This is a genomic window from Bradyrhizobium erythrophlei, assembly GCF_042430365.1.
GTDB classification, from domain to species: Bacteria; Pseudomonadota; Alphaproteobacteria; order Rhizobiales; family Xanthobacteraceae; genus Bradyrhizobium; species Bradyrhizobium erythrophlei.
Map to the genome: position 1 here is coordinate 5156 of NZ_JBHMET010000236.1, position 1488 is coordinate 6643.

2 protein-coding genes are annotated in these 1488 nt (G+C 63.6%); one reads left to right on the plus strand and one right to left on the minus strand.

From position 1 onward, the window contains the following. Positions 1-92: 92 nt before the first annotated feature. The gene (locus ACFFWD_RS36390; protein WP_376973903.1) at positions 93-872 is read right to left on the minus strand and encodes an SDR family oxidoreductase; all 780 of its coding nucleotides are present in this window, start codon (positions 870-872) and stop codon (positions 93-95) included. Positions 873-1002: 130 nt separating this feature from the next. Here ACFFWD_RS36390 and ACFFWD_RS36395 point away from each other — a divergent pair. Beyond that, a partial coding sequence (locus tag ACFFWD_RS36395) for a LysR family transcriptional regulator (RefSeq protein WP_376973905.1) occupies positions 1003-1488 on the plus strand: 486 nt, incomplete at its 3' end.

Consider the following 1488-nt stretch of genomic DNA (forward strand, 5'->3'; position numbering starts at 1 on the left):
TCGACTTGGTGTCGTACCAGACGTCGCGCCAGTGACCTTCGACCAGCAGTCCCATGTCAGTCTCCTCATTGTCCTGTACGATCGCGCCCTGCTCAGGTGCGGGTGATGGAAAGGCCGCCATCGATCAGCGACGCGGTACCGGTGACGAAGGTGGAATCGTCGGACGCCAGATAGAGGACCGACCGCGCGACTTCCTCCGGCCGCCCGACGCGCTTCAGCGCATGAAGGCTGGTGATGAAAGCCGTCTTGTCGGGAGTGTCGTTCATCTCCCGATACATGTCGGTGTCGACCGCGCCCGGCAGGATTGCGTTGACCCTGATATTCTGCGGGCCGAACTCGGCAGCCAGCGTCTGCGTCAGTCCGATCAGGCCCGACTTGCTCGCGGCATAGGCGGCGACGCCGGGAAATGATGTCGTGTGGCCGACAAACGTCGAGGTGAAGATCACCGATCCGCCGCCATGCTTGACCATCTCGGCGATCTGGTGCTTCGCGCCGAGAAACGAGCCGGTGAGATTGATGGCGATGGCATCGTTCCAGCCCGCCTCGGAAACGCCTGTCGAGGGCCCACCTTCGCCGATCGTGCCGGCATTGTTGAACGCGATGTCGAGCCTGCCGAAGGTCTTGACGGCCAGCGCGACAAGCGCCTCGGCATAGGCTTCGGAGCGCACGTCTCCGGCCAGCGCCACCGCTGCGCCGCCGCTCGCCTTGATTTCGGCAACGAGGCTCGCAAGTTCAGATTCGCGCCGAGCGCCGACAACGACCTTGGCGCCTTCGGCGGCGAAAAGCTTGGCCGTGGCCCGGCCGATGCCGGAGCTCGCGCCGGTGACGATCGCGACCTTGTTGTGAAGGCGCCCGGTTTGATGCTCTGTCATGTCCGTTTCTCCCTTTTGCGGCTGCGCCAATCGCGGCCGAATGGGGAATACGTAAACCCAATATGGAATTGAAAGAAGACACAGAAGCTGGTTACATCATTCAGTTTTTATGAATGATGCGAGGCGAGACATGGACCGGTTGCGGGCTTTCGAGGTTTTCGCCACCGTCGTCGGTCAGGGCAGCTTCACCCGCGCCGCGGACAAGCTCGACACCTCGCCGGCCAACGTCACCCGTTACGTCAACGAACTGGAGCAATCGCTCGGCGCCCGTCTGCTCAACCGCACGTCGCGGCGGCTGTCGCTGACCGAGACCGGAAAGATGCTGCACGACCGGGCGCTCGCCATCCTCGAGGACGTGGCCGAAGCCGAAGCAATCGCATCCACAGCAGCGATGCAGCCGCGCGGACGGCTGCGGATCAATGCACCATTGAGTTTCGGCATTCGTCACCTGGCGCCGCTCTGGCCGCGCTTCTGCGCGCGCTATCCGGATATCGAGCTGGATATCAGCCTGGTCGACCGGGTCGTCGATCTCGTCGAGGAGGGCTACGATCTGGCAGTCCGCATCTCGCGCGGCGGATCGCCGGCCCTTGTCGGTCGCAAGCTCGCGACCACGCGC